Here is a 23,864-nt window from a genome sequence, read left to right as displayed (position 1 = left end):
GGTCAGCCAGCGGCCGGGAGCTCAGCCGGCGGCCGCGGCGCGGGCAGCTCGGCAGGGGTGGGTGCGGAGGGGAGCGCAGGCGCGGTCGGCGCCTGGGCCAGCCCCAGCACGAGCGCGTCCTGCGACCGCTGCGTCTGCATCCGCTTCACCGCGTCGCCGTCGTAGCCCCAGATGTCGGTCATCCGGGTCTCCCACGGCAGGTCGGTCGCCTTCGTCGCGGCGTCGGCGCGCTCCGACAGCGACAGCTGCGCAGCCGGACGGAAGTCGACGTCGACGTCGGGCAGCTGCTCGACCCCGGTCTCGATCGCCAGCGCCTGGGCGAGAACCTGCGACCAGGACGCGCGGGCCCGCTCGATGCGGTTCTCCGTCTTGAAGACCAAGCCCTCACGCGCCGCCGAGGCGCCCTCGGCGGACTGGTTCGCCGAGTCCGGCATCAGCGTGGACAGCGGGGTGCTGGTGACCGCGCAGAGCTCGCGGATGTCGTCCTTGACCGCCGTGAGCAGCGGCGTGGGGTCGGTCGACTGCGACTCCCACAGCTTCACGCCGGGGGGCAGGTTCCACAGGGCGCCGGGGCCCGGCTTGAGCAGGGCGGCGTAGTCGATGACGTTGCCGGCCTCGTCGTGCTCGGGCAGGTCACCTTCGGTGGCCCGCTGCCGGTAGGCCTGCATCGCCATGACGACCAGGCGTTGCAGGATCCCGTAGTCGATCCGGTCGAGGATGTCGGTGTGCTGCTCGAACTCGGCGACGCCGCCGGCGTTCCAGAACGGCACGGTGGTCACCCACGGCGCGAGGTCGACGGTGAGGCTCTGCGGAATCCACCCGCCGGACACCCGCAGCGGGGCCTCGATCAGCCCGGACTCCCGCTTGTGCGGCCGGAACCACCGGTACATGTAGCCGGGCAGTGACAACACGGCGAAGTCGCGCTCTCGGACCTTGTCCCGCCACACCTTGAGGCTGGCCAGGGTGTTCCACGGGTCGAGCGGGTCGGACTCGGTGATGACCTGCTCGGGCCGCTCGTAGACGATCCGGGCGTTGCCCTGCGTTCCGACGACCGAGACGTAGCCGGCGGACAGGCCGAGCATGTCGCGGTGCACGTCCGGGGCCAGGATGCCCAGCCGGTTGCGGCGCATGATCTTCCGCGCGGTGTCGTCGTCGCCGGTGCCGTCACCGACCCGGACGCCGGAGATGACCATGCGCTCGGCGACGGCGTTGGTGAGCAGCGGGGCGAAGCCCGCTCGCGCTCGCCGCTGGAACGCGCGGTAGGCCTCCCGCATCCCGTCGGCGCCCTCGGGGAGCGGGCCGTTGCCCTCCAGTCGGTCGCGCAGCGCGCGTAGGCGCGGGGCGCGGGCGTCCATCCGCTCGCACAGGTACTGCAGCCACTGCTCGGGGGTCATGGTCAGGCCCCCTTTCGTGGGTCAGCGGATGCGGCGGACGTAGCCGACCGCCTTGGTGCGGCCCAGGCCCTTGGCCAGCGCGTCGAGGCGGCACTGCCAGGCGAGCACCGCGGCCACCGCGGCGTCGATCTTGTTGGGGGAGTCCCGGTCGGCCTTGGCGATGGACATGCCGGCCTTCGACCGGCGGTTGCGGGCGTTGAGCACGTGCCGGGTGAGCACCGGGTGCCCGTCGTGGGTCATCTCGCCGTCGACCACTGCGGCGTGGAGCTGCTCGACGGCCTGCACGACGAGGTTCGGCCGGTTCATCCACCACTCGATCGGGTGGTCGCGGCGGCCGACCTTCAGCCGCGCGCCGTAGGTGGCCTCCCAGTTGGCGACGTAGGACTCCCACAGCGCGGGGTCGGCGTAGAACCCGACGACGTTCCACCGGGCGAACGCCTGCCGGATCTCGGCTTCGACCTCGACGGTCGGGACCTGCCAGTCGTCGCCGGCCGGGCCGTCGGGCTGCTCCCACACCTGGACCACGAAGATGTGTCCGTCGGACACCCGGCAGCCGATCAGCGCGGTGGCATCGGTGATGCCGCGCTTCCGCTTCCGGGAGCCGTCGAAGCCGAGCACGACGGTGTCGCGGTCAGCGATCGCCGGCACGACGTTGGGCGCCTTCTCCGGAGCACCCCAGCGAGCGGCCCACTCCGGCTGGGACAGCCAGGAGTCCGAGGCGTGGGTGATCTGGTTCAGGTAGTCCGCCCGCGCCAGCTGAGGGTCGGTCGCCGGGTCCCAGATCACCGAGATCTGCGACTCCAGGTCGACGTGACCAGGCGGGCACGCCGGTTCATGGATGACGCAGCCGCCCTCGTGCCCGGACGAGTCGCCGTAGGCGACCCGCAGGCCGGCCACCAGCGACTCCCGGTCGGCCATGTCCGTCTCCGGCGGGGCCTCGCGGTGGTCGTAGAGCAGCCCGGTCTTCCGGGACCGACCCTCCCTGATCAGGGCCCAGGTCTTCGCGGAGTCCTCGGCGACGGAGTTCTCGCCGGGCACGAACGCGTTCGGGCTCTCCAGCGTGCGGCCGCCGTTCTTCGCGGCGTTGGTCCGCAGCGTCTGCGCGAACGTCGGGCCGTTGATCGACGGCGTCCAGGCCTCGGTCTGGTCCATCACCACGAACGTCGCCGGCGCACCTCGAGCGGACCGTGGGGAGGCGGTCATCTGCTCGATGCGGCCCCGCGGCAGGTTCACGAAGGAGTCCAGCGGCTCCAGGCCGGGGAACTCGTCGACGACCGGGCCGTCGCGGAGCATCTCCAGCAGCGGCTGCCAGGTGAAGCGGGTCTGCTGCTCAGTGACCGCGGCGATCTGCACCAGCGGCGTGCGGACGTTCGACCACGGCTGCCCGACCGGCTGCCCGTCGGCGTCCCACCCGGCGGGGAAGACGTCGGCCAGGCCCTCCACGATCGCGAGCGAGGCGAGCAGCGGGCTCTTGCCCCAGCCACGCGGTCGCTGGATCACCCCGCGGTCGTGCCGGAATCGGCAGGTCTGCGGGTCCAGCTCGTACCACCGGAGGATGAAGTCGGCCTGCTCCTGGTAGGGCGTGAACGGCTCGTAGTAGCCGAGCGCCGGCCGCGCCAGGAACGCGGTCATCCAGTCCAGGACGTACCAGCCGAGCGTCGGGACGTCGCCGGGGTGCTGCGGCTTCCAGGGCACGGCTACTCGGCGACGGCGACCGGCCGCTGGTACCGCTCGCGCGCCGAGCCGCCTGCAGCCGGGGCCGGGCGGCCGGCCCGCTTCTCGGCCTCGTCCGCCTGCGCGAAGGTGATCCGCAGGCGCGCCCGGTCCTCCAGCGTCGCGCCGAGCTTGGCGACGCGGAGCCGGAGCTCAGGCATGTGCTTGAGCTCGCCGGTCCACACCGCGGCGTGCAGCAGCGCGGTCTCCGCGAGGAACGCCCAGTCGGTGGCCCGGAACTCCGAGCTGATCGGCTCCTCGCCCCAGGTCTTCCACCAGGCGCGGGTCGCGGCCGGCCAGTCGACGTCGTCGGGCAGCTCGGGCTGGGACACCGTCCCGCCGACGAGCACCAGCCGCGCGCCCTGGTCCGATCCGCGCCGCACCCGCTTGCTGGGGTCCTTCGGCGCCGGTCCGCGTCCAGCCATGACCTGATCTCCTAACCGAGGGGCTCGACCTCCTCGGTTAGGAGGAGGTCAGGGGATGGTGAGGACGGCGACGGTCACCGAGGCGGTGGCCGAGAGGTCCAGGTGCGCGACGCCACCGGGCTGCACGTAGGCGGCGTTGGTGCCGAGCGCGATCAGCCGGTCCTCCCCGGCGGGGATGGACACCGCGCGGTCGGCCACGGCCAGCCCGTCGACGGTCATGGCCGTCGGGATCGTCGCCGTCACGGCCGCCGCCGATCCGTTCTTCACGTGCAGCGCCGTCCCGGACGCGAGCCGGAACGAGTTGCCGTTGACGCCGTCCGCAGCGGTGTAGGCCGGCTTCACACCGGCGGCGTCGACCGGCTGCGGGTTGATCAGGGTGCGGGGCATGGTTCCTCCAGGTGGTCAGTCGAGGAACCAGGCCTCCAGATCGGCCAGGCCCCCAGGTCGGTGCACGCGGCGGGTCACGGTGATGAACCGGCCGACGCTGTAGGCCTCCAGCTCGCGGTGCCTGCGGCCCGGGAGCTCTGGGGCGCGGCCCCACACGTGCAGCCCGTCGCCGGACGGGGAGACCTCGACGTACGCGTCGGGCAGGCGGCCGAGCACCGCCGCGGCGTACGCGTTGGGCCGGCCGCGCTCGTCGAGGCAGTGGTCGAGGTCGAGGCAGGCGAAGCCACCGCCGAGGACGAAGCCGAGGCCGTCACCTGCGCGGGAGCGCGCCGCGGTGCGGTGGTCGGTCCAGGTGGCCGGGTCGGTCGAGGACGCGGGCGCTCCGCTCGAGGTGATCGGCCGCTTCGCGTCGTGCCGAACCCAGCGGGCCGCGGCGAGCAGCTCGGCGGGCAGCTGCGCACGCCGGCGGTGTGCGACGACGCGGCAGCGGGTGGAGCAGAACCGGGGGATGCGACCGCGGCCAGCGACCGCGAGCGGCTCGCTGCACTCTTCGCATCGCACTCGTCGAGTGTAACGAAAGAACGCGCTGACCTGCGACAACGCCGCACCCCTTCGGGTCGGGCCGCCGGAGGCCTCCGTGACCGATCGGCCCCTCATCGCACCTGCGGACAGCTCCGGCAGGCCCTCTCCGGTGCGCTCACGGCGGCCTGCGCGCGAAACCCCAGACCCGTACACGGCTTTTTCCGCAGCACCTCTCCGGTGGCGGAGACCCCCGGGGGAGGGGGTGCCCCCCAGGGGTCTGAGCTGCCCGCTGTCGGCCTCGTCTCGGCGGGTCAGCCGATCAGGCCGGGATGGGGCTCGCGTCGTCTGCGCTCGCTGAGCGGCTTGCGTGCCGCGGCGCCCTCGCGGGAGCTCTTGCGGTTGTGGTGCCAGCTGCAGATGGAGCGGAGGTCGTCGAGCTCGTGGTGGTCGCGGCCGCGGTGGTGGTCGACGTCGGTTGCTCGGTCCCGGCAGCGGGAGCCGTCACGCATGGTGGAGGTGCACCGGTGCCCGTCCAGTTCGAGGCGGGCCTGGCGGCGTGCTGGCCAGTCCGGGGGGAGGGAGGCTCGGCGGTCGCTGGTCTCCCAGCCCATCGGCGTCCTCGCTTCCTCGGTCGGGGGCGCGGTGGCCAGGGGGCGGTGGTGAGCAGCAGGACCAGGGCGAGGCCGGCGATGGTGTTGCCGAGCGCGAAGTTCACGTGCAGCGGGGAGGCGCGGCGGTGGGCATCGCGCCTCCCCGGCGTCCAGGTGTCCAGTTCTGGACAGTCCGGGGGCTCAGTCCTCGCGCTGGCGGACGGCGCCGCAGCCTGGGCACCACTCGGGGGCGTCGCGGTCGGGGTGGAGCGGCTGCCAGTCGTGCCGGTGCGGCTGCAGGGAGCGGCGGTAGGCCTCGAGGTCAGGCACCGGCTCGTGCGGTGTGGCGCTGGTCGAGGAGGACCTCGACGCGGGAGTCGATCGCGTTGAGCATCAGCATGCTGGCGAAGAGCTGGTCGAGCGTGGCCTGCCGGCGGACGCGGTAGGCGGCGAGGTCAGCGTCGATCTCCTCGATGGTGCGGTGGCCCATCGCGCTCCTCCCTCAGGCGGCGATGTCGTGCGTCATGCGGGGGAGCCGGGCCGGGTTCCAGCCACGGTATGTGCCGCCCCAGACGCCGATGTCGCGGCGGTCGTCGGCGAGCTGACCGCAGGGTCGGCGGATCGGGCAGGTGTCGCAGACGGCCTTGGCGGTGGCGATGCGGGCGGCCTTGGCCTTGCGGCCTTCGCGGAGGACGTCGGCGTCCCAGGTCTCGGCGGGGAGTACCGAGGTGGCGCAGGCCGGCTTCACGTGGGCCGGGGGCGATGCGCTTCGCGGCAGGTGCCGCAGGAGGCCAGCCAGTAGCGGGTGTGGCGCAGGCAGACGACGGTCGGCATGGCACCTCCCCTTGCTCGGGCTGGCCGGGAAGTAGGCGGCCCCGGGGCGCGACGGCACGGCGTGGGCGAGCGAGCAGTCAGCAGCGTCAGGTGTGTGCGTTCTGCTCTGGTCGCTTCGCCTCAGCGGCGCGTGCGCTCCCGGGGCGCTCCTGGGTCGCGATGCGTGTCCCCAGGCGGTGCGGCCGGCTGTGGATACAGCTGTGCCAGCGGTCGAAAGGGTGCACTGCCGTGGTGCGGCCGTCAAGGAGCGGCGCGCGGTGTCGTCACTCCGGTCCCAGCGGCACCAGCCGATCGGTGTGGAGGCGCTGCCGGCCGGCCAGGATCGCCTCCGCCTGGTCGAGATCGAGCAGTACAGCCCGTGTACGTACGTCGCAAGCGACCGGGGGGATCTCGCGGCGGACGTAGTTGACGTGCCGGTGTCCGAGCTGGGCAACGACCTGGCGGGTGACGAGGATCCGGCCGTCGTCGAGCCGGCGGGGCTCGGGGTGCGGCTGGCCGCGGCTCATGGGAGTCGGCGGGGCCGCCGTTGCCGGGTGAGGTCGCGGCACGGGCCCGTGCCCCTGGACTGCCGCAGCTGCAACGCGTACCCCCGCGGGTCCGTCCGGCGCAGGTCGGGCTGCGGAGGGGGCGGCCGGTGCCGCGTCTCAGTGGTGGCGAGCTTCTGCAGGGTCTCGACCAGCTGCGGGAGCGTCTGCCCCATCGCCTCGGCCATGCCGCGGAAGCGGTCGATGAGCTGCTCGACGGCCTCGCCGGCGGCGGTCATCAGGTCACGCAGCGCCTGCTCCGCCCGGGCGTGGTCCTCGGCAGCGCGGACGGCGAGCGCCGCGCGGGTGATCAGGGGGACGTCGTCGACCAAGTGGCCGCTCCACTCGCGCGCCTCGTCGAAGAGGATCGGCGACGACGTGCCGGCGGGAGCGATCCAGACGCCGCGGCCCTGCTGTCGCGGGCGGCCGATCACGACGGGACGTGCGCGGCGGTGCTCCAGCCCGAACGGGATGCCGGTCAGCGTCGGGAACGGGTCCTCGGTGTACGGCCTCCCGGCGTCCTCGACGGCGGCCGGCTCGGGGGACCAGCGCATGGCGTCGGGGAGGTCCTCGTCGGCGAGGGCGCCGTCGATCGCGTCGATGACGTGCTGCGTCCGGTCAGACATGCCGTTCATCCTGCCGATCAGTCCTGACGGCCGTTGCCGGTGTTCGCGGCGATGACCTGCCCGATGACCGTGAGGGCCTCCATCGTCGTGAAGCCCTCCTGCTGCAGAGCCACGAACATCTGCCGCAGCTCCTTCGCGAAGGCGCGGTGCATGGCGCTGGGCTCTTCCCGGGGGTGCCTGTCCACGTCAATGCTCCTGGATCCGAGGGGTGAGGCTGGCGACCTCGAGCGCGGCCAGGCCGACGGCCATCGCCTCGTCCCACGTCGGCACGGCGCCGTCGTCGAGCAGCTCGCCTTCCGGGCCGGTGAGCCGCCACCACCAGAACCGGTGAGGTGACCGCCAGACCCGCAGCCGCGGAGGCGCGGGCGGGGGCACCGCCAGCCGCCGTGGCCCGGTGACCCGATCCAGCAGCCGCCGCCTCACGCGGCCTTCTCCCGGAGCAGACGCACCAGCTGGAAGCCCGACCAGGCGGTGCCGCAGTGCCCGCACCAGGCGGCGTCCTTGTCCAGCCACACCGGCCCGTTGCAGCGTGCCGCCGGCTGACCGGCGAGCGTGGGGCAGGCGCGCACCGGCCGCGGCCCGGCGGACTGCCCGGTCGCGGCCTTCAGCTGCGCCCATACGTCCCGCACGTCGATGAACAGCTCGTCGACGTAGTCGCGGTGCACGATCCACCGGCTCAGCGCCGCCGCCAGGAACGCGCGGTCGGCCTGCACGTCGTACCGCTCGGTCCCCGGGGTGCCCATGTCCTCGCGGACGGTGGACGCCCACGACCCGAGCACCTCCGGCAGCGACCGGGCCCCGTTGCCGTCCGGATCCGCGTCGTCCCGCGGCCGGGACCGGGGGTCGGTGAGGACCAGGACGTCGAGCCGCGCGGGCGCCCGGTGCGACGCAAGCCCGCCGCCGCGGCCGCCGCCCGAGGTCGCCGACGTCGGGGTGGCGTCGAGCTGCCTCCAGTCGGCGGCGAAGTCGGCGAGCCACTGACCTAGCTGGTCGGCGTCGGCGGCGCACAGCAGCCCGCGGGACGGCGCGCGGCGGCAGGTGGGTGCGGCGCAGACGACGTCGGGTTCGCCGTCGCCGCGGGCGCCCTCACCGCGCCGCTGATCGGGCTGGCTCACGCGAACGGCCGGTAGTTCGCGGGGCGGGGCCGGTCGATCGGTCCCGGTGGGGAGCCGGCGGGCGGCAGCGGCCGACCGACGCGGTCGCTCATCTCCCGCACGAGCAGGTTCGGAACCCGGCCGGCCGGGTCCTCCAGCGGCGCCAGGCAGCACGCCACCGCCGCGTTGCTCCACTGCAACGCCTCCTGCAGCGCGGTCTGCGCCAGCGCGGCCTCCCGGCCCGGAGGCAGCATCTCGTCCAGGTAGCGCGCGAGCTCCACGAAGCGGGCCCGGTTCTCCTCGAACAGCGGGATCGTCTCGGTCGTGGCCGGGTGGTAGCCCAGCCGCCGATTGATCTCCTCGTCACCGAGCATGCCCATCAGCGCCGTCCTCCTCGCTTCGTGTCCTTCCGCGCCGCCGCGTGCCTCGCGTCGGCCTCATCCCGCAGCGCCTGCAGCACCGCGGCCGCCGAGTACGACGCGGTATGCGCGTCGTCGATCCGGTGCCGGGCCCCGGCCGGCCGCGGTGCACCGGGGGCTGGGCGGTGCGGGAGCGGCCGCGCGCGGGCAGCCCGCCGCTTCCCCCAGGCGTCGCCGGCGATCGGCGCGGCCGCGATCGCGAGCGCGACGACCAGGACGGCCAGAAGCAGCCACGAGCTCACGCCCGACCACCACCCGGCGCCGGCGCAGGGTGGCGCGTCACGCGGCCGCACCGGCACGACGTCGACCGGTCCGGGTCGACGGGCACCTGATGTCGGCCACCCGCCCCGCAGGTCGCGTACTCGTCGGGCTCGCTCGCGTCCACGTCCCGCCTCCCACCTTCGTCACCGAGTGTGCTCATTCGCGTGCGTTTGGTCGAGTATGGGTGCACTGGACGACGATCAGAGGATGTCGAGCGCAAGCGCGTTGTCCTCCTCGACCGCGTCGAACAGGTTCGCCCGGTTCTCCGGGTCGTAGTCCGCCGTCCACGGGTACTGGCTGGCGCCCTTGATCAGCCGATCCGGCCAGGACCGCGACTCCCGATCCCCACGGAACCGCTGGAGCACGTACACGTTCGGCTCCGCAGTCAGGTGGCCCCGCTCGTCGCGCGGCTGGCGCAGCGTCAGCCCGAACTCCGGCCAGCGCAGCCAGTAGCTCGAGCCGATCGGGTCACCGCGCCGGGAACCGCCCGCACCGTCGCCCTTCGGCGTGTGGTGCTCGATCCAGAACGCGCACCCGTACCGCTCCCGCAGGTGGTCGATCGCCGCGCCGAAGTCGGCCGGCCCCGACTCGTGCGTGTCCCCCGACCGCGGGCGGAACGCCTTGTAGGCCGGGCCGATCGCCACCAGGTCCGGGCGGGTCTTCTCGATCGCCTGCGCCAGCAGTGCCCGGTCGGCCGGCGCCCGCAGGTCGATGCCGCCGGGCCGGTTCCACCGCCAGAACCGGTCCTCCACGTCGACGCCCTCGTTCCAGACCTGGCCGACGATGCCGCGCAGGCCCCGGCGCATCAGGTCCGGCGGGTTCTCCAGGTCGATCAGCAGCGTCCGCCGCGGCCGTATCTTCACCTTCGGCGCGAACGGGTGCCGGCCGGCGGCGAGCAGCGTGCACACCTGCCGGGCCAGCACGCTCTTCCCGGACCCCTCCCCGCCGATGAGCATGATCCGGTCGGCGCGCTCGATGACGCCGGGGATCACCCACGAGTGCGGCGGACTGGGCTCGTTCACGAAGTCCGACACCAGGCCCAGGCCGGGGATCGGGGCGTCACCGTCGATCGGCTCGTCGACGACCAGGCCGAGCCGGACGAGCAGCTCCGAGGCGTTGTCCAGGACGACGTCGAGGTCGGCCTGCGACGTCGCCGTGCGCACCAGCCCGGCGCCGATCTCCTGCACCTGCCGGCGCAGCGTCGCCTCCCGCACCAGCCGGGCGAAGTGCCCGATCGACCCGGGCTGGCGGGCGGCGGAGACCAGCTCGTGCAGGTACAGCGCGCCGCGGTGGTCGCCGTCGCCGATGCGGTTCAGCTGGTCGCGGCGGCGGAGCTCGTCGAGCAGCAGCACCGGGTCCGCGGTGCCCTTGTCCTCGAACAGGGCCTGGATGGCCGAGAGCAGCTCGGGGTGGCCGCGGGAGGAGTCGAGGTCGCCGGGGCGGACACCGCAGGACTCGGCGAGCTGCGGGACCTCGATGAGGATGCCGAGCAGCGCGCGCTCGGCGTCGACGTTGTGCGGGGCGATCGTGGTCGGGGCGGTCATCACAGCTCCCACGACGGCAGCTGACGGGGCGAAGTCCCCGCGGCCGCGGCGACCGGCTGGCCGCGCTCAGCCTCTCGACGGAGCCAGTTCCGCCAGGTCGCCGGCCAGTCCGTCTTCGTCGCGTCCCGGCCGGCCTTCGCCCGCCAGTAGTCGACGAACCGCTCGGTGACGGAGTCGACCCAGCGGTCTGCCCAACCCTGTTCGGCTGCCCAGGAACGCATCTCGTCGCTCACGGCGAAGTCGTCTGGGAGCCTGGTTCCGCGTCGGTCGGTCGCCGCGCCGCTGCGCGGCCCAGAAGACACTCCGTTAGGAGTGTCCGGGTCGGGTCGGGTCGGGTCGGGTCGGGTAGAGCGGACGTCCGCGTCCGTCCCGTCACTGTCCCGCGTCGTGTCCGGGCCCTGTCCCGCCGGGACATCCTCGGTCTGCTCGCGGGCCGAGCGCTTCCTGTCCCGCCACTCCTGCTTGCGACGCGCCTCGGCGTCCCGCCGTTCCTCGACGCGCGCACGGGTGGGCTGCCAGTCCGACCAGTCGTGGAACTGGAAGCCGCCGTCGACCCGCTCCCACAGGCCGACCCGGACCAACTCGTCGGCCTGCTTCTTGCTGCCGCCCAGCTCCTCGACCATGTTCTCGTCGAGGTAGCCGTCGGTCAGGTTCCGGGCGCACCAGGGACCGGCCAGCCCCCACAGGCCGACGCAGGCGATGCGCTTGACCCGGGGGATGCGGAGCACCTTGGGGTGCTGCGGGAACGAGTCGTCGACCTTGAACCAGGTCACGCCTCAGCCCTCCGCGGGTCGGCCTGCTCCAGCAGCGCGGTGATGAAGCGCTCGTCGAGGCCGGAGGCGGCGCACAGGTCGTCGACGGTCATGCCGTGGGCGCGGCCGCGGTCGAGGACGTGGGCGAACGTGTGGCGCTCGCGGTCGGCGGCGTCCTCGGCTTCGCGGTGGGCGATGGAGGCGACGGCGACGGCGTTCCAGGCGGCGTCGTCGACGGCCTGGTCGTGCGGGTGCCCGGTGGTGGGCATGGTGGTCCCCCTGGGTGGTCGTGTGGTGGAGCGGGCGTCGCGGGGCGGGCTACGGAGAGCGGTCGCGTTCTTCGAGCTGGTCGGCGACGTCCTGCAGCCAGCGGCCGATCGACGTCGACGTCGGGTGGAAGTCGCCGGCGTGGTCGGTGGACCGCCGGTAGGTGCGGGCGGCTTCGAGGGCGGTGTGGTCGGCCAGGGCGCGGCAGACGAGCGCGACCTGGTGGGCGTCGGGCATCTCGCCGTCACGGAAGGGCCCTCGGTAGCGGGTGCGGACGGCGACCATGAGCCGGTCGGCGGCTGGCTGTCCGGCGACCGCTGGCCCGTCGGGTGCCTCGTTGCGGGTGGCGGGGGTGGCGGTGAAGTCGTGGCAGGCGCCGCAGTAGCCCTGCCGCTTGTCCTCGGGGTGCCAGCTGCGCCGGCCGCACCGCGGGCAGGTGAACGGCTCCCGCGCCATCACGTCGTCTCCTGCTGGCTGGTCGCGGCCCGGAGCGCGGAAGCGCGGTGCGGGTTCTGCCGTCGCTGCCAGGTCTTGCGCTCGGGCCGGTCGGAGTAGGGCTGCTCGTCGGCGTCGAGCTGGGCAGCGGAGTAGCCCGCGTCCCACGCTTCGGCGGCCCGCTCGGTGGCGATGCGCTCCACCGTGGGCAGCATGACCCGCTCGATCTTGCGGGTCGTCGCACACGGCCAGGGAGCCATGCAGATGTCGCACGCCAGCAGGTCGGTCGGGCCCTTGCTGGTGTGAACGGGCAAGGGCACGTGCCCGAACGTTGCGGCGAGCTGGTCGCGGGTGCCGCCCGGCACAGGGGCCGTCACCGGGACCACCGCCAGCGGGCGCGGACGTTCCACCAGCGGGGGACCAGCGCACACGGCCCGTCGACGTGCAGGCCGCGGGCGCAGTACCAGCCCCGCCGCTGCCTGCGGGCGCACAGCCAGGCGTCGTCACGGCTGCAGCGGACGGCGACCGGGCGCGGCCGGCTCATCGGTCAGACCCGATGGTGACGTCGCCGGGCTGCAGGCCGGCGGACAGCTTCCGGTACGCCCCGGCCAGCAGCAGGTCGACCGCACGCTGCTGCTGCTCCACGGTGGGCAGCTCGCCGTTGTAGTCGGGGATGCTGGCCAGCGCCCGGACGAGCGTGTTCACCGCCCCCGCCTGCGAGATGTTCACAGCTCCACCGCCGGAAGCGGCAGGGTCGTCACCAGCGGCTGCAGCGGCACGACGAAGATCCGCGCCCCCGGCACCGCCAGGGCGTGCACGTGCTCACCCGGGTAGACCTTCCGCACAGTCGCCTCGATGACCTGGCTGTCGTCGCCCATCACGGCGGCGTCGACCAGGGCGTCGAGCACGTTCCGCAGGTGCTTGTCGGCGTCGCCGGAGGATCGGGTGATCGGCCACGTCCGCCGGGTGCGGGGCGCGGACTTCGGCTTCGCGACGGTGACGGTGAGGTCCACCGTGACCGGCCCGGTGAGCGCGGCGGCCGGGGTCCGGGTGCCGGCGCGGGCTGCGATGGCCTCCAGCGCGGCCCACTTCACGGCCTCACGCCACGGCTTCGAGCCCTCCAACTGCTCGACGAGGCGGCCGCGGCCGACGTGCCGCAGGGAGCCCTTCGGCTTCGGGGAGCCGAGCACCTCGAGCTCGAGGACGTCCCTCATGGCTTCGCCGCCAGGACGGCGTCGATCGGCCAGTCGGTGAGCAGCGCGGTGACCGTCTCCGGGCGCAGCCGGGTGAGCTCGGCGAGCTGCTCGACGGTGAGGCCGCGCTCGCGGCCCATGAGCAGCAGGGCCATGAAGCCGCCGGCCTGCAGGGAGATCTCGGCGACGACGCGCTCGTCGGCCCACTCGGGGCGGAGCGGCTCGACCGCGGCGCGGTCGTGGGGGCTGGTGTGCGGGTGCCGAATCTCCCTCACCGGGATGCCTCCTCGGCCTGCCGGATCCGGCGCTCCAGGTCGCGGATCTCCGCGCGGGCTCGCCTGTCCGACCGGAGGAAGGCGGCCAGGCCGCCGAGCCCCACGACGAGCAGCCCGACGCCCACGACGTCGAACACGAGCTCGGGGTTCACCGGGCGCCGCCGCGGTGCTTGCAGTCGCAGTCCAGGCACACGCCGCCCATGTGCTGGCCGGCGTGCACGTGCCCGCAGTCCGAGCAGCGCGCCCGGCTGGCCGGGTGGTTCCGCCGGGGGCTCACCGGGCACCGCCGAGGAAGGTGTCGAGCGTGGCGCGGAGACGGGTCGCTTCGTCTCGGTCCAGTACCGCCTCGGTGATGCCCTCCTCGTCGTCGACCGCGAGCACCAGCAGCTGGCCGCCGACGGACGACAGCACACGCAGCTCGACGTCGTCGCCGAGCTCCAGGGACGCCAGGAGCGTGCGCATCAGCGGGCACCGTCCTCGGGCTGCCAGTCCTCCGGCGGCTCCGGCACCCAGTCCTCGCCCGGCTCATCGCTCGCAGCCGCCGGCACCTCACGCTGCTGGATCCGGTCGATCAGCCCCGACGCCTCGTTCCTCGTCAGGTCCGTCGTCGACTCCAGCTCCCGACCCAGCTCCTTCGACAGGAACGCCAGCCGCTCCGCCCGGTCGGTGTAGCCCAGCGCCGTCAGCCCAGCGTGCAGCGCGGTCAGCTGCTGCCGGGACACCGGCGGCACCCCGACGTCGCCCGGCGGCGGTGGTGGCCCGGCCGGCCCGGCGCCGGTGATCTCCGCGGCGGTCACCCGCTGCTGCTCCCCGAACGCCTCCTCCCGCGTCGTCTCCCCGTTCCGCAGCGAGTCGAACAGCACCTCCAGCGACGCCACGTCCTGCGCCGTCCACTGAGCGACCGGCTTCCCGACGCGGGCGACCAGCTGCTGCTCGGTGACGTTCCCGCGGGCGAACGCGGCCACGGCCTCCTGCCGGCGCTGCTCGATCGACTTCCCGCCGGGGCCGGCCTCCAGCGTCTGCCGGCACAGCTGCTGCGCCTCGGCGACCAGCCACTCCGGCAGCGCGGCGAAGATGCACTCGCGGACCGCGCGGGCGCCGGTGTTCTGGTTCGACAGGTAGATGTCCTGCAGGTCGATCAGCGGCATCCGCTTGCCGTCCTTCATCCGCGCGTGCGGGCTGATGAACGTCCTGGTCGACCGGGTGTTGGCCTGCACGTCCCACGCGAAGGCCTGGACCTCGGACTCGCCGGCGGCGTCGTCACGGCGGAGCTCGTGCACCCCGGACTGGAAGTTCCCCCAGATCCGGGCCAGCTCCCGGGCCAGGTGCACCGACGGGCCCTCGCCGCGGTTCCGCACCGCGTAGAAGGCGCGCCGGGCCAGGGCGTAGCTCGTGCACGCGGCCTGCATCTCGGCGCGCACGGTGTCGAGCTCGCGGGGGAACTGACGGGCGACCTGGACGGCTGCGGCGACCTCGGCGACGGCGCGGGCCTGCTCGACGGCGGTGGCCTGGCCGATGGTCTGCGGGGTACGTACGGCAGTGCGCTGCCCGATCTGGTCGAGAGCGTTGGTCACAGGAGTGCTCCTTCGTACTGCTGGACCAGCCAGCCGGGCGGGGTGATCAGCTCGACGTCGGAGCTGTAGGACGGCCAGGTGTCGGTCGCGGTGCACTCGGCGAACACCTGCAGCGCTCGGTCGGCCTGGACGCGGCCGATGTGCAGCCAGCCCTCGTCGAGCTGGAAGACGTTGATGAGGAAGGGCGGCGTCTTCTCCTGCGCGACGAACACGAAGGCGACGTCCTCGGCCTGGCCGAGGTCGTGCAGCGCGTCCCGGTACCAGACGTCCTGCACGTGGTAGCCGAAGGAGCTGACCGACTTCGCGAAGGCGCCGCGCTCGGCGCAGGTCGTCGTCTTGTAGTCCGGGACGATGACCCGCCCGTCCGGGCGGGGACCCGGGAGCCAGTCGAACCGCGCCCGCCGCTCGACGCCGAACCGGTCGTCGATCCAGAACGCGGACTGCTCGGGCAGCCCACCGAGACCGGGGTCGAACAGGACCGACGCGACCGGGTGCTCGCGGATCGCGTCGGCCATCGCGTCGACGACCTCGAGCTGCCGACGCAGGACCGGCACCTTGCCCTCGGCCCGGATCTCGTCGGCGTGCTCGACGGCGGTCGGGGACTTGTAGTCGGCCGCGTCGGACTTCGCGCCGTCCTTCGCCGTGCGCTGGACGACGACGAGCTCGCCGCCGATGCCGAGCACCTTGGCGTGCGCGGCGTGCCCGAAGTCGAACTCCTTCTTGGCCGGCCGCCCGTGCAGCTGCTGGTGGCGGAACAGCGCCGGGCAGGACGGGGGCAGCAGCGCGCGGGCGCCGGACGACGACAGCGCCGGGTGCCGGTGGTAGTCGGCGTCGGAGATGCCGCCGTACACGCCGGGCACCGCGATGTCGGTGGTGCCGGTCGGGACGGGCAGTTCCCCACTGCCCGTCCCGACCGGGGTCTCGACGGCGGTCACCGGCGCGGCTCCGTCCCGGGCAGCCGCGGCGTGGCCATGTCGGCCAGCACCGACTCCCACTCCGCCGGCAGCTCGAGGTTCCCGGTCCGGTCGGCGTGGTGGCGCTGCAGAATCGCGCGCAGCGTGCCGGCGTCGTCGCCGGAGATGGGCTCGACGGCGAGGATCCGCAGCTGAGGGATGGTGTCGTAGTTCTCGATGTCGTTGATGACCTTGGCGGTGTCGACGACGACGACCAGGACGTGGGAGCGGTGCGGGTCGCGGACGAAGTCGCGGTACAGCTCGTGCAGCCCGTTGCGGTCCTCGGACTTCGGCAGCTTCCCGCCAAGCTTGATCGTGGTCATCTCAGAGCTCTCCCTTGAGGTGCAGGTAGTCGGCGAGGGGGTCGCCGCCGCCGGGTCGGTCGGAGCCGGTCAGGTGCTCGGGGACGCGGGGCGCGCGGGGCGGGTCGGCCGGCTGGTAGCCGGTGCAGCCGCACGGGCCCGCGCACATCGGCCGGCCCTTGCGGTCGCGGTAGTGCTGCGCCGCGGTGTGGCCGCAGCGGCAGCTGGCGGTCGCCACTACTCCCACACCTCGATGGAGGTGACGACGACGCGCTCTCGGCGGCGCAGGCCCCAGCGGGCGATCGCGTCGGCGTACTGCTCGGGCCGGTAGGTGAACGCCCAGGCGGTGCCGTACAGGTCGACGGCGACCCGGCGGACGACCTCCTCCAGCACCCGCTCCGGGAGGCTGAGGTGGGGGACCTCCGCGAAGTGGACGGCGGTGTACATGCCGGCCGCCGGCTTCCCGAAGCCGAACGTGACCGTCCAGTCGTTCGGCCCGTCGACGTCGTCATCGAGGAGATCGACGTGGGCCTCGTAGGTGAGCTGGGGCGTGGCCACGGTGACGGCGGCGGTCACGGAGTGGCACCGGTGGTCGAGAGCGCGTGCAGGACCTCGCCGAGGCGATAGGTCACCAGCACGAAGCCCATCGCGAGCGCGCCGCTGCCGAGCACGGCCGCGGGCGTGACCGCGGACCGGAGCGACGTCCGCAGGTGACGAAGCCCGCGGGCCTCGCGCCGCGGCGCGGGGTGCGGCACGGCCGGGACCAGGTCGAGCAGGTGCAGCTCGGCGGTGGGCGCGACGTCGCCGCGGCGGACGCTCGGGAGCTCGACGGTGTCGGTGGCCGGCGCGTAGATGCGCGCCGCCGGGGGCGGGGAGGTCGTAGCGTTCACAGGTGATCGACTCCTGTTCAGGGTTCAGTCGGTCGGTTCAGGCGGCCGTCCCCGGGCATGGGGGCGGCCGTCGCCGTTGCAGGGGGAAGGGACCGGGTGCGGTGCGCCCGGGGTCAGGGGGAGGGGCGTCCCCGGAGGCGGCGGAGCGGCCACCTCCGGGGACGCGTCCCGCCGGCGCCACGTCCCGCAGAGGTGGGCGGGCTGTCGGCGGGGGCCTCTACGGTTCGTTCCGAGACGTCCGGCGTTGCAGCGCCGGAGCTCCGAACCGCAGAGGACGACTCATGGACTTCGACGTCGCGCGCCAGATCCAGCCCACGATCCGCGGCTACCTGAACGCGCCGGCCAGCTCGCTCCAGCGCGTTCCCGAGATCGAGAACGAATCGACGGAGGACGCGATCCGCAAGCTGCAGATCCAGGTGTTCGCGCTGACCGATGCGCTGGCGGCCGCGACCGAGGAGATCGAGCGGATGCGCCGGTTCCTGGGCCGGTAGTTCGGCCGGCTCGTGGCCGGGGAGCCAGTAGCCGCGTTCCCCGCCCGAGTAGGTAGGGGCCAGCTGGGTGCGGCCCGCGGTCACGCCGGCACCTGCTCTTCGGTGGGCAACAGGGTGGTGAGGGGGACGCCGAGGTAGCGGGCGACGGCGAGGATCTCGTCGACCGTGAAGGGGAGCTGCCCACTCAGGCGCCGGCTTGTCGTGCGCTCTGACCAGCCGAGTGCCGCGGCGAGGTCACGCCCGGACTGCCGCCGGCGTGCGAGCTCCGCCCGGACCGCGTCCGCGGTGTCAGAACTGACGTTGACTGCCATAAATGGCAACGTAGAGACACGACCGGGTGAGGGTCAAGCCGAACGGGTGAACGTCGGCGTGTCGCACTAGTGGAAGCGTGTGCCAGATATGGCGCATTTGAGCCAGGATCGGCTACGGTCTCCGCATGGACGCTTCCCTTGAACAGCGCGTCGCGCAGGAGATTCGAGCCGAGCTGGCCCGCCAGGACCGCACCCGCCGCTGGCTAGCGCAGGTGATCGGGCAGCCAGAGACGACAGTCGCCCGCTGGCTCCGCGGGCCTCAGTCGCCCGGCCTCAACGAACTCGACGCGATGTGCCGCGCGCTGGGCGTGTCCATCGTCGACCTGCTCGCGGCGGTGGAGCGCAACGGCGGCTACGAACCGCTCGCTGCTGGAGCTGTGCGCCATCAGGGACTCGAACCCCGAACCCGCTGATTAAGAGTCAGCTGCTCTGCCAATTGAGCTAATGGCGCGGTGCACCCGGCGGCCGGGCACGAGAGAAAACCATACCAGCGACCACCCCCCGCCCGTCGCCGGGGGCGGGTGCTCTCCGCCACGTCCCGGCGACCGCGTGCCACGGCGTGCCCGTGGCGCATCCCACCCCCGGCTGTCGTCCCGCCGTGGACACTGGGACGAGTGCTCCCGCCCGGATCCGGGCGGGGTGGGGGAGGGAGTCGGACGAGGTGCGACGCACAGCCACGATGATCGCGACCGGGGCGCTGGTGCTGCTGGCCGGCTGCAACGGGTCGGACGCCGAGGAGGCGGGCGGGCCCACGGCCGCGGCCGAGCCGGCGACGATCGAGCTGGCGGTCGCCGACGGGGCGGTGGACGTCTCGCCCGCGGTCCCGTTGGAGATCTCGGTGACCGGCGGCGAACTCGACGGGGTCACCGTCACCGATGCGGGCGGAGCTCCGGTCGCCGGTGCGGTCGAGGACGACGCGGACGACGACGGCACGGCGCTCTGGGCACCGGAGACGCCGCTGGCCTACGGCACCGGCTACACGGTGACCGCGACCGCCTCGGGCGACGCGGCGGAGCCGACGACGGCGACGTCGTCCTTCACGACCGTGGACCCGGTGTCGGTGGTGACCCCGGGCATCGGCCCGCTCGACGGCCAGACGGTCGGCGTCGGGATACCGATCCGCGTCTACTTCTCCGAGCCGGTGGTGGACAAGGCCGCGGTCGAGCGCAACCTCGTGGTCACCAGCTCGACGCCCACCGACGGCGTCTGGAGCTGGTTCAGCGACACCGAGGTGCACTTCCGCCCGTCCACGTACTGGCCCGCGGACACCGACGTCACCCTGGACGCGAACCTCTACGGCGTCGACTTCGGCGACGGCGTGTGGGGGGAGAAGGACCGCTCGATCTCCTTCTCCATCGGCGAGCGGCACGTCTCCGTGGCCGACGCCGCCGCCCACACCATGCGCGTCTACGACGGCGACGAGCTGGTGCAGACCTTCCCGATGAGCGCCGGCGGCCCCGAGTTCCCCAGCCGCAACGGCCCGCACGTGGTCACCGAGCTGAACCGGAACCGGGTCATGGACTCCAGCACCTACGGCACGCCGGTGGACAGCCCGGACGGCTACCGCACGCCGGTGGAGTACGCGGTCCGGCTCAACGACAACGGCGAGTTCGTGCACGCCGCGCCCTGGTCGGTGGCCCAGCAGGGGAGCGAGAACGTCTCGCACGGCTGCATCAACCTCTCCACCGAGCGCGCCGCCTGGTTCTTCGACTTCTCGCAGCCCGGCGACGTCGTGGAGATCGAGAACTCGATCGGCCCGACGCTCTCGGCCGCCGACGGGGCCATCTACGACTGGGCGATCCCGTGGGAAAAGTGGGTCGCCGGCAGCGCGCTGGCCTAGGGCGGGGCGTTTCCCGGGCACCCCAGGGGGGCACCACGACGACGCATCCGAGGAGGGGGTCCGTCGTGGAGCCGTGGTTGATCGTCGTGCTGATCGTGGTGGCGCTGGTGCTGCTGGCGTTGGTGGCGTTCGCGCTGACCAGGCGCTCGCGGACCACGGGGGCCCGCAAGCGGGCGCAGCAGCGCGAGGAGGCCCGCGATCATCTGCGCGAGGCCGAGATCCGCGGCGCCCGCGCCGAGAAGGAGCAGGCGCTCGCCGAGGAGCAGGCGGCCCGCGCCCGCCGGGAGCTCGCCGAGGTGCAGGAGCGCGCCGCGCTCGCCGAGCAGGAGGCCCGGCAGCGCGCCGCCCGCGCCGACGAGGACCGCACCGCCGCCGAGCAGCTGCGTGCCGAGGCGCAGCGCCTGGCCCCCGACGTCTCCTCCGACGGCCGGCAGCCGCACCCCGAGGGCGGCGCCACGCGGATCTGAGGCCCCACCGCTCAGTTCCCGACCCCGCGGCGGTCCCCATCCCGAGGACCGTCGAACCGGAGGGGTGCCATGACCGATCTGCTGGCCATCGGGACGCGCAAGGGGCTGTGGCTGGCCCGCAGTGACGACGACCGCCGCACGTGGTCCCTGGACGGGCCGCACCTGCTGGCCCAGGAGGTGGCGGCCGTCTCGGTGGACACCCGGCGCCCGACGCCGCGGGTGCTGGCGGGGGTCCAGTACGGGCACTGGGGGCCGTCGGTCACGTGGTCGGACGACCTGGGCCGCAGCTGGCAGGAGACCGACCACGGGGCCATCCGCTTCCCGGAGGACACCGGCGCCGCGCTCGGCCGGGTGTGGCAGCTGCGGCCCGACTCCGCCGACCGCCCCGACCTTGTCTGGGCCGGCTGCGAGCCGCAGTCGCTGTGGCGCAGCACCGACGGCGGGTGCAGCTTCACGCTGGTGCGCGGGCTGTGGGACCACCCGCACCGGCCCACCTGGGAGCCCGGGGCCGGTGGCGGTGCGGTGCACACCGTGCTCCCCGACCCGGCCACCGACCGGGTGACCGTCGCGATGAGCACCGGCGGGGTCTACGTCAGCGACGACGGGGCCAGTGGGTGGACGCCGCACAACCGCGGGATCAGCGCCGTCTTCCTGCCCGAGCCACCGGAGTACGGGCAGTGCGTGCACAAGGTCGCCGCCGACGCGGGCGACCCCGCGCGGATGTACGCGCAGAACCACTTCGGCGTCTTCCGCACCGACGACGGCGGCGGGTCGTGGACGTCGATCGCCGACGGGCTCCCGGCCGACTTCGGCTTCCCGATCGCGGCCTCGCCGACCGCGCCGGGCACGGCCTGGGTCGTCCCACTGGTCGCCGACGTGCAGCGCGTGCCGCCGGACGGCCGGCTCCGCGTCCACCGCACCCGCGACGCCGGCGGCAGCTGGACCGAGGTCGGCGCGGGGCTCCCCGACGGTGCCTGGACCGCGGTGCTGCGCGATGCGTTCTGCACCGACGACCACGAGGTCACCGGCCTGTACGTCGGCACCCGCGACGGCTGCGTCTACGCCAGCGCCGACGAGGGGGACACCTTCACCCTGGTGGCCGAGCACCTGCCCGACGTGCTCGTCGTGCGGGCGGCCCGGCTGCCGTGACGGGGGCCGGCATGCGCGTGGAGGTGGTGCTGCCCGGGTCGCTGGCCGACCTCGCCGGTGGGACGCGGCACCTGCAGGTCGACCCGGACGGCACGACGCTGGGTGCGGTGCTCGACGCGGTGGCCGCCCGGCACCCGGTGCTCGGCCGGCGCATCCGGGACGAGGCGGGGGCAGTGCGGCGGTTCGTCAACGTCTACGTCGACGGGGAGGACGCGCGCTGGCAGGGCGGTCTGGCGACGGCGGTCCGCGACGGCGCGGTGGTGCAGGTGCTGCCGTCGGTCGCCGGCGGCAGCTGAGGGGGCATAGGAAGCTTTACCTGCGTCTTGGTGGCCGAACCCGCAGGTAAAGCTTCCTATGCCCCAAGGGGTCAGAGGGCGGCGAGGGTGGCGCAGTTCGGGCAGAGCTGGGCTTCGTCGTAGCCCTCCGGCGGCCAGGGCAGCTGCTCGTCGATGGAGACGTAGGCGCCGCAGAGCGCCTTGCGGCTCTGCCCGTTCACCCGGCCGATCGTCGCGTGCGCCGGGCCGATCTGGCGCGGGGTGAGGCCCTCGGCGCCGAAGGAGCCGACCATGACGACCGCGTGTGCCGTGCCGTACGCGTAGACGCTCGTCATGCGCCCAGAGTCCGAGCCCGCCGCCGGTTGCGCCACCACCGCCGGGCACGTGTCGGCCGCACCCGTCACACCGGTCCCACCCGTTCCGGAATCGGGGGTGCGGGCGGGCGCGGGGGCCCCGGACGGCCGCGTGCCCCCGGCCCGCAGGGGGCCGGGGGCACGCGGAGGAGGGCCGGTTCAGGAGGCGTAGATCTTCTCCACCTCGGCGGCGAACTCCTTCATGACCACGGAGCGCTTGAGCTTCAGGGAGGGGGTCAGCTGCCCGCCCTCCACCGTCCACTCGACCGGGAGGACGGCGAAGGAGCGGATCGACTCGGCCTTCGACACCTGCCTGTTCGCCGCGTCCACCGCCGCCTGGATCTCCGCGAGCACCTCCGGGTCGTCGACCAGCTCGGCCAGCGGCGTGTCGGCCGGGCGCCCCTCGGTCTCCAGCCACCCGGGCAGCGCCTCGGCGTCCAGGGTGATCAGCGCGCCGATGAACGGCCGGTTGTCGCCGACGACGATGCACTGGCTGACCAGCGGGTGGGCGCGGATCCTGTCCTCGAGCACCGCGGGGGAGACGTTCTTCCCGGCCGAGGTCACGATCAGCTCCTTGATCCGGCCGGTGATCGTCACGTAGCCCTCGTCGTCGAGCACCCCGATGTCGCCGGTGCGGAACCAGCCGTCGCGCATCGCCTCGGCGGTCGCCTCCGGGTTGTGCCAGTAGCCGCGGAACACCTGCGGTCCGCGCACGAGGATCTCGCCGTGCTCGTCGATGCGCACCGCCGAGCCGGGAGCGGGGCGGCCCACGGTGCCCACCTTGAGGGCGTCCGGGCCGCTGACGGTGCTCGGCCCGGCGGTCTCGGTGAGGCCGTAGCCCTCGAGGATGGTGACGCCGATGCCGCGGAAGAAGTGGCCGAGCCGCTCGCCGAGCGGAGCGCCGCCGGAGAGCGCGTACTCCACCTGACCGCCCATCGCCGCCCGCAGCTTGCCGTAGACCAGCCGGTCGAACAGCGCGTGCTGCAGCGTCACCCCGAGCGAGGGGCCGCCGGTGTCCTGCCCCTTCGACCAGGCGACGGCGACCCGCTCGGCGCGGTCGAAGATCGCGCCCTTGCCGCCGGCGTGCGCCTTCTGCCGGGCGCCGTTGTAGACCTTCTCGAAGACGCGTGGGACGGCGACGAGGAAGGTCGGCCGGAAGGTGCTGAGGTCGGCCAGCAGCGAGGCGAGGTCGGGGGTGTGGCCGAGCCGTGCGCCGTTCTGGATGCAGCCGACCTCGATGATCCGCGCGAAGACGTGCGCCAGCGGCAGGAAGAGCAGCGAGCTCGCGCCCTCGGCCACCATCGCCGGGATCACCCTGGGGGCGAGCTCGGCGACGTACAGCAGGTTGCCGTGGGTGAGCTCGCAGCCCTTGGGGCGCCCGGTGGTCCCCGAGGTGTAGATGATCGTGGCGAGGGTGTCGGTGGTGAGCGTGGCGCGGCGCGCGGCCAGCTCCTCCTCGGGCACCTCGCCGGCGCGGGCGGCGACGGCGTCCAGATCACCCGCGTCGATGGTCCAGACCTCGCGCAGGCCGGGCAGGTCCGACCGCACCGACTCCACCAGGGCGCGGTGCGCGGCGGTCTCGACGACGACGGCGACCGCGCCGGAGTCCGACAGGATCCACTGCGCCTGCTCGTCCGAGGAGGTCTCGTAGATGGGGACGCCGACGCCGCCGGCGGTCCAGATCGCGTAGTCGGCCAGCGTCCACTCGTAGCTCGTCCGGCCGAGGATGCCGACCCGGTCACCCGGTCCGACGCCGGCCGCGATCATGCCGCGGGCGAGCGCTGCGACCTGCTCGGCGAACTCGCGGCTGGTGACCGGCACCCAGCTGCCGCCGACGTTGCGGCTCAGCGCGACCCGGTCGGGGTTCTCGCGGGCGTGCGTGGTCACCGCGTCGGGCAGCGCGGCGGTGGACGGGACCTCGAAAGCGGTGGGGCTGGAGTACTCCTGCACGGGTGGGCTCCTCGGGGTGACGACACGGCGTTGTGACGTGGCTCGCGAAGATAC

The 23,864-nt window shown here is 73.7% G+C and carries 43 protein-coding genes and 1 tRNA gene; 6 read left to right on the top strand and 38 right to left on the bottom strand.

The window, feature by feature from the left end; translation table 11 throughout:
* Window positions 1-2 precede the first annotated feature (2 nt).
* The 34 genes from QOZ88_RS05940 to QOZ88_RS05775 all read right to left on the bottom strand — a co-directional run bounded on the left by QOZ88_RS05940 (window position 3) and on the right by QOZ88_RS05775 (window position 16,974).
* Entirely contained in the window at window positions 3-1,394 is a 1,392-nt protein-coding gene (locus QOZ88_RS05940) for a hypothetical protein (RefSeq protein WP_305998872.1), read from the bottom strand.
* 21 nt (window positions 1,395-1,415) lie between these two features.
* Window positions 1,416-3,089 (bottom strand): hypothetical protein, encoded by a 1,674-nt coding sequence (locus QOZ88_RS05935; RefSeq protein ID WP_305998871.1) that lies wholly within the window; start codon window positions 3,087-3,089, stop codon window positions 1,416-1,418.
* A 2-nt stretch (window positions 3,090-3,091) separates the two neighbouring features.
* A complete protein-coding gene (locus QOZ88_RS05930) occupies window positions 3,092-3,532 on the bottom strand; it encodes a phage terminase small subunit (RefSeq protein ID WP_305998870.1) in 441 nt (146 codons plus the stop codon).
* A gap of 48 nt (window positions 3,533-3,580) precedes the next feature.
* Complete coding sequence (locus QOZ88_RS05925) at window positions 3,581-3,919, bottom strand: hypothetical protein (protein ID WP_305998869.1); 339 nt, start codon at window positions 3,917-3,919, stop codon at window positions 3,581-3,583.
* 15 nt (window positions 3,920-3,934) lie between these two features.
* Window positions 3,935-4,480 carry a bifunctional DNA primase/polymerase gene (locus tag QOZ88_RS05920; RefSeq protein ID WP_305998868.1) on the bottom strand — a complete coding sequence of 182 codons (546 nt, stop codon included), beginning with the start codon at window positions 4,478-4,480 and terminating at the stop codon, window positions 3,935-3,937.
* A 272-nt stretch (window positions 4,481-4,752) separates the two neighbouring features.
* Entirely contained in the window at window positions 4,753-4,950 is a 198-nt protein-coding gene (locus QOZ88_RS05915; protein WP_305998867.1) for a hypothetical protein, read from the bottom strand.
* Window positions 4,951-5,232: 282 nt separating this feature from the next.
* On the bottom strand, window positions 5,233-5,361 hold the full coding sequence (locus QOZ88_RS05910; RefSeq protein ID WP_305998866.1) for a hypothetical protein: 129 nt from the start codon (window positions 5,359-5,361) through the stop codon (window positions 5,233-5,235).
* A complete protein-coding gene (locus QOZ88_RS05905) occupies window positions 5,354-5,521 on the bottom strand; it encodes a hypothetical protein (RefSeq protein WP_305998865.1) in 168 nt (55 codons plus the stop codon). Before QOZ88_RS05905 ends, QOZ88_RS05910 begins: the two co-directional genes overlap by 8 nt.
* Window positions 5,522-5,533: 12 nt before the next feature.
* Entirely contained in the window at window positions 5,534-5,779 is a 246-nt protein-coding gene (locus QOZ88_RS05900; protein ID WP_305998864.1) for a WhiB family transcriptional regulator, read from the bottom strand.
* A gap of 349 nt (window positions 5,780-6,128) precedes the next feature.
* On the bottom strand, window positions 6,129-6,371 hold the full coding sequence (locus tag QOZ88_RS05895) for a hypothetical protein (RefSeq protein WP_305998863.1): 243 nt from the start codon (window positions 6,369-6,371) through the stop codon (window positions 6,129-6,131).
* The gene (locus QOZ88_RS05890) at window positions 6,368-7,015 is read right to left on the bottom strand and encodes a hypothetical protein (protein WP_305998862.1); all 648 of its coding nucleotides are present in this window, start codon (window positions 7,013-7,015) and stop codon (window positions 6,368-6,370) included. The genes QOZ88_RS05895 and QOZ88_RS05890 overlap by 4 nt, the downstream gene beginning before the upstream one ends.
* A gap of 17 nt (window positions 7,016-7,032) precedes the next feature.
* The gene (locus QOZ88_RS05885) at window positions 7,033-7,200 is read right to left on the bottom strand and encodes a hypothetical protein (protein WP_305998861.1); all 168 of its coding nucleotides are present in this window, start codon (window positions 7,198-7,200) and stop codon (window positions 7,033-7,035) included.
* Between the two features lies 1 nt (window position 7,201).
* On the bottom strand, window positions 7,202-7,438 hold the full coding sequence (locus QOZ88_RS05880; protein WP_305998860.1) for a hypothetical protein: 237 nt from the start codon (window positions 7,436-7,438) through the stop codon (window positions 7,202-7,204).
* Complete coding sequence (locus QOZ88_RS05875; RefSeq protein WP_305998859.1) at window positions 7,435-8,130, bottom strand: hypothetical protein; 696 nt, start codon at window positions 8,128-8,130, stop codon at window positions 7,435-7,437. The genes QOZ88_RS05880 and QOZ88_RS05875 overlap by 4 nt, the downstream gene beginning before the upstream one ends.
* On the bottom strand, window positions 8,127-8,489 hold the full coding sequence (locus QOZ88_RS05870) for an Acb2/Tad1 domain-containing protein (RefSeq protein WP_305998858.1): 363 nt from the start codon (window positions 8,487-8,489) through the stop codon (window positions 8,127-8,129). Before QOZ88_RS05870 ends, QOZ88_RS05875 begins: the two co-directional genes overlap by 4 nt.
* Entirely contained in the window at window positions 8,489-8,770 is a 282-nt protein-coding gene (locus QOZ88_RS05865) for a hypothetical protein (RefSeq protein WP_305998857.1), read from the bottom strand. The genes QOZ88_RS05870 and QOZ88_RS05865 overlap by 1 nt, the downstream gene beginning before the upstream one ends.
* Window positions 8,771-8,989: 219 nt before the next feature.
* Window positions 8,990-10,333, bottom strand: a complete 1,344-nt coding sequence (locus QOZ88_RS05860) for an AAA family ATPase (protein WP_305998856.1) — start codon at window positions 10,331-10,333, stop codon at window positions 8,990-8,992.
* Window positions 10,333-11,106, bottom strand: coding sequence for a hypothetical protein (locus QOZ88_RS05855; protein ID WP_305998855.1), 774 nt, complete (start codon window positions 11,104-11,106; stop codon window positions 10,333-10,335). The genes QOZ88_RS05860 and QOZ88_RS05855 overlap by 1 nt, the downstream gene beginning before the upstream one ends.
* Window positions 11,103-11,354: a hypothetical protein gene (locus QOZ88_RS05850; protein ID WP_305998854.1), complete on the bottom strand. Its 252-nt coding sequence runs from the start codon at window positions 11,352-11,354 to the stop codon at window positions 11,103-11,105. The genes QOZ88_RS05855 and QOZ88_RS05850 overlap by 4 nt, the downstream gene beginning before the upstream one ends.
* Before the next feature lie 49 nt (window positions 11,355-11,403).
* Entirely contained in the window at window positions 11,404-11,808 is a 405-nt protein-coding gene (locus QOZ88_RS05845) for a hypothetical protein (protein WP_305998853.1), read from the bottom strand.
* Window positions 11,808-12,107, bottom strand: coding sequence for a hypothetical protein (locus tag QOZ88_RS05840; RefSeq protein WP_305998852.1), 300 nt, complete (start codon window positions 12,105-12,107; stop codon window positions 11,808-11,810). The genes QOZ88_RS05845 and QOZ88_RS05840 overlap by 1 nt, the downstream gene beginning before the upstream one ends.
* Before the next feature lie 53 nt (window positions 12,108-12,160).
* Window positions 12,161-12,331: a hypothetical protein gene (locus QOZ88_RS05835; protein ID WP_305998851.1), complete on the bottom strand. Its 171-nt coding sequence runs from the start codon at window positions 12,329-12,331 to the stop codon at window positions 12,161-12,163.
* The gene (locus tag QOZ88_RS05830; RefSeq protein ID WP_305998850.1) at window positions 12,328-12,516 is read right to left on the bottom strand and encodes a hypothetical protein; all 189 of its coding nucleotides are present in this window, start codon (window positions 12,514-12,516) and stop codon (window positions 12,328-12,330) included. The genes QOZ88_RS05835 and QOZ88_RS05830 overlap by 4 nt, the downstream gene beginning before the upstream one ends.
* Entirely contained in the window at window positions 12,513-13,001 is a 489-nt protein-coding gene (locus tag QOZ88_RS05825) for a RusA family crossover junction endodeoxyribonuclease (protein ID WP_305998849.1), read from the bottom strand. Before QOZ88_RS05825 ends, QOZ88_RS05830 begins: the two co-directional genes overlap by 4 nt.
* Window positions 12,998-13,255, bottom strand: a complete 258-nt coding sequence (locus QOZ88_RS05820) for a hypothetical protein (RefSeq protein ID WP_305998848.1) — start codon at window positions 13,253-13,255, stop codon at window positions 12,998-13,000. Before QOZ88_RS05820 ends, QOZ88_RS05825 begins: the two co-directional genes overlap by 4 nt.
* The gene (locus QOZ88_RS05815) at window positions 13,252-13,407 is read right to left on the bottom strand and encodes a hypothetical protein (RefSeq protein WP_305998847.1); all 156 of its coding nucleotides are present in this window, start codon (window positions 13,405-13,407) and stop codon (window positions 13,252-13,254) included. Before QOZ88_RS05815 ends, QOZ88_RS05820 begins: the two co-directional genes overlap by 4 nt.
* Window positions 13,404-13,532 carry a hypothetical protein gene (locus tag QOZ88_RS05810; protein ID WP_305998846.1) on the bottom strand — a complete coding sequence of 43 codons (129 nt, stop codon included), beginning with the start codon at window positions 13,530-13,532 and terminating at the stop codon, window positions 13,404-13,406. The genes QOZ88_RS05815 and QOZ88_RS05810 overlap by 4 nt, the downstream gene beginning before the upstream one ends.
* A complete protein-coding gene (locus QOZ88_RS05805; RefSeq protein WP_305998845.1) occupies window positions 13,529-13,717 on the bottom strand; it encodes a hypothetical protein in 189 nt (62 codons plus the stop codon). The genes QOZ88_RS05810 and QOZ88_RS05805 overlap by 4 nt, the downstream gene beginning before the upstream one ends.
* On the bottom strand, window positions 13,717-14,829 hold the full coding sequence (locus QOZ88_RS05800; RefSeq protein ID WP_305998844.1) for a hypothetical protein: 1,113 nt from the start codon (window positions 14,827-14,829) through the stop codon (window positions 13,717-13,719). The genes QOZ88_RS05805 and QOZ88_RS05800 overlap by 1 nt, the downstream gene beginning before the upstream one ends.
* Window positions 14,826-15,764 carry a PD-(D/E)XK nuclease-like domain-containing protein gene (locus QOZ88_RS05795; protein WP_305998843.1) on the bottom strand — a complete coding sequence of 313 codons (939 nt, stop codon included), beginning with the start codon at window positions 15,762-15,764 and terminating at the stop codon, window positions 14,826-14,828. Before QOZ88_RS05795 ends, QOZ88_RS05800 begins: the two co-directional genes overlap by 4 nt.
* Window positions 15,761-16,105 carry a hypothetical protein gene (locus QOZ88_RS05790; protein WP_305998842.1) on the bottom strand — a complete coding sequence of 115 codons (345 nt, stop codon included), beginning with the start codon at window positions 16,103-16,105 and terminating at the stop codon, window positions 15,761-15,763. The genes QOZ88_RS05795 and QOZ88_RS05790 overlap by 4 nt, the downstream gene beginning before the upstream one ends.
* A 1-nt stretch (window position 16,106) precedes the next feature.
* Window positions 16,107-16,322 (bottom strand): hypothetical protein, encoded by a 216-nt coding sequence (locus tag QOZ88_RS05785; RefSeq protein WP_305998841.1) that lies wholly within the window; start codon window positions 16,320-16,322, stop codon window positions 16,107-16,109.
* Entirely contained in the window at window positions 16,322-16,660 is a 339-nt protein-coding gene (locus QOZ88_RS05780) for a hypothetical protein (RefSeq protein ID WP_305998840.1), read from the bottom strand. The genes QOZ88_RS05785 and QOZ88_RS05780 overlap by 1 nt, the downstream gene beginning before the upstream one ends.
* Window positions 16,657-16,974 (bottom strand): hypothetical protein, encoded by a 318-nt coding sequence (locus QOZ88_RS05775; protein WP_305998839.1) that lies wholly within the window; start codon window positions 16,972-16,974, stop codon window positions 16,657-16,659. Before QOZ88_RS05775 ends, QOZ88_RS05780 begins: the two co-directional genes overlap by 4 nt.
* A 281-nt stretch (window positions 16,975-17,255) precedes the next feature.
* Between QOZ88_RS05775 and QOZ88_RS05770 the strand changes: the two genes are divergently transcribed.
* Window positions 17,256-17,465 carry a hypothetical protein gene (locus tag QOZ88_RS05770; RefSeq protein ID WP_305998838.1) on the top strand — a complete coding sequence of 70 codons (210 nt, stop codon included), beginning with the start codon at window positions 17,256-17,258 and terminating at the stop codon, window positions 17,463-17,465.
* A gap of 80 nt (window positions 17,466-17,545) precedes the next feature.
* Here QOZ88_RS05770 and QOZ88_RS05765 read toward each other — a convergent pair whose 3' ends face one another.
* Window positions 17,546-17,776: a helix-turn-helix domain-containing protein gene (locus tag QOZ88_RS05765; RefSeq protein ID WP_305998837.1), complete on the bottom strand. Its 231-nt coding sequence runs from the start codon at window positions 17,774-17,776 to the stop codon at window positions 17,546-17,548.
* 125 nt (window positions 17,777-17,901) lie between these two features.
* On the opposite strand from QOZ88_RS05765, the gene QOZ88_RS05760 reads away from it, so the two are divergent.
* Complete coding sequence (locus tag QOZ88_RS05760) at window positions 17,902-18,189, top strand: helix-turn-helix domain-containing protein (RefSeq protein WP_305998836.1); 288 nt, start codon at window positions 17,902-17,904, stop codon at window positions 18,187-18,189.
* On the opposite strand, the gene QOZ88_RS05755 is transcribed toward QOZ88_RS05760, so the two are convergent.
* A tRNA-Lys gene (locus QOZ88_RS05755) sits at window positions 18,155-18,227 on the bottom strand. The two genes, QOZ88_RS05760 and QOZ88_RS05755, sit on opposite strands and share 35 nt — an antisense overlap.
* Window positions 18,228-18,437: 210 nt before the next feature.
* On the opposite strand from QOZ88_RS05755, the gene QOZ88_RS05750 reads away from it, so the two are divergent.
* The 4 genes from QOZ88_RS05750 (at window position 18,438) to QOZ88_RS05735 (ending at window position 21,528) form a co-directional block, all read left to right on the top strand.
* Entirely contained in the window at window positions 18,438-19,616 is a 1,179-nt protein-coding gene (locus QOZ88_RS05750; RefSeq protein WP_305998835.1) for a L,D-transpeptidase, read from the top strand.
* Window positions 19,617-19,681: 65 nt separating this feature from the next.
* Complete coding sequence (locus tag QOZ88_RS05745) at window positions 19,682-20,083, top strand: hypothetical protein (RefSeq protein ID WP_091931543.1); 402 nt, start codon at window positions 19,682-19,684, stop codon at window positions 20,081-20,083.
* A gap of 69 nt (window positions 20,084-20,152) precedes the next feature.
* Window positions 20,153-21,232, top strand: a complete 1,080-nt coding sequence (locus tag QOZ88_RS05740) for a sialidase family protein (protein WP_305998834.1) — start codon at window positions 20,153-20,155, stop codon at window positions 21,230-21,232.
* A gap of 11 nt (window positions 21,233-21,243) precedes the next feature.
* The gene (locus QOZ88_RS05735; RefSeq protein WP_305998833.1) at window positions 21,244-21,528 is read left to right on the top strand and encodes a ubiquitin-like small modifier protein 1; all 285 of its coding nucleotides are present in this window, start codon (window positions 21,244-21,246) and stop codon (window positions 21,526-21,528) included.
* A gap of 71 nt (window positions 21,529-21,599) precedes the next feature.
* Here QOZ88_RS05735 and QOZ88_RS05730 read toward each other — a convergent pair whose 3' ends face one another.
* Both QOZ88_RS05730 and QOZ88_RS05725 read right to left on the bottom strand, forming a co-directional pair.
* Window positions 21,600-21,842 (bottom strand): hypothetical protein, encoded by a 243-nt coding sequence (locus QOZ88_RS05730; RefSeq protein ID WP_091931537.1) that lies wholly within the window; start codon window positions 21,840-21,842, stop codon window positions 21,600-21,602.
* Between the two features lie 177 nt (window positions 21,843-22,019).
* Complete coding sequence (locus QOZ88_RS05725) at window positions 22,020-23,810, bottom strand: AMP-dependent synthetase/ligase (protein WP_305998832.1); 1,791 nt, start codon at window positions 23,808-23,810, stop codon at window positions 22,020-22,022.
* Window positions 23,811-23,864: the final 54 nt, after the last annotated feature.

Source organism: Blastococcus carthaginiensis, from assembly GCF_030731085.1.
Classification (GTDB): domain Bacteria; phylum Actinomycetota; class Actinomycetes; order Mycobacteriales; family Geodermatophilaceae; genus Blastococcus; species Blastococcus carthaginiensis.
Note: the sequence above shows the minus strand (reverse complement) of the source record. Positions and strands in the feature narration are given on the sequence as shown.